Origin of the sequence: Sphingobium sp., from assembly GCF_041987595.1 — a bacterium.
Classification (GTDB): Bacteria; Pseudomonadota; Alphaproteobacteria; order Sphingomonadales; family Sphingomonadaceae; genus Sphingobium.
On record NZ_JBHIWJ010000264.1, the window covers coordinates 1 to 511 of the forward strand.

General features: G+C 72.0%; 2 protein-coding genes. Both read right to left on the reverse strand.

Translation table 11 applies throughout. From position 1 onward, the window contains the following. Positions 1–209, reverse strand: a 209-nt coding sequence (gene nth, locus ACFC3J_RS23085; RefSeq protein ID WP_375198227.1) for an endonuclease III domain-containing protein, incomplete at its 3' end; no start/stop codon positions are given. Positions 210–230: 21 nt separating this feature from the next. Next, positions 231–511, reverse strand: a 281-nt coding sequence (locus ACFC3J_RS23090; protein WP_375198228.1) for a hypothetical protein, incomplete at its 5' end; no start/stop codon positions are given.

Consider the following 511-nt stretch of genomic DNA (forward strand, 5'->3'; position numbering starts at 1 on the left):
TCCACGCCCAGCGCGAGGATCTGCGCGGGCGTGTTGGCCACCGCGAACAGCCGGCGCGTGGCCTTGTTGACGCCGACGTCGGTCGCCTGCGCCGACAGCAGCACCGCCGTCAGCAGCTCGAAGACGCTGGCGTACTGCAGTTCGGTCTGGGGCGACGGGTTGGCGGACTTCAGGGTGGCGAAGAAGCGTTCGACTTGGGCACCGTTCATGGCGCGATTGTGTCGTGCACTTCAGGCGCCGCGCTTGGCGCGGGCCCGGGCCAGGGCCGCCTCGATGACGGCGCGCTTGCGGTCCAGCGTGGCCGGGTCGGTGATGACGGAGGCCGCGGCCACGTCGGCGAGCTTGGCCTCGGCCTTGGCCATCAGCCGGGCATCGTTCTCCTCGGCCTCGCGGTGGCGGCGGAACTGCTTGAAGGCGTAGCGGTCCCGCGCCTCGTCGGCCTGCGCCTGGCTCCACGCGGCCCAGCCGGTGGCGGTGGTCACCTCCGGCATGGAGATGCAGTCCACGGGGC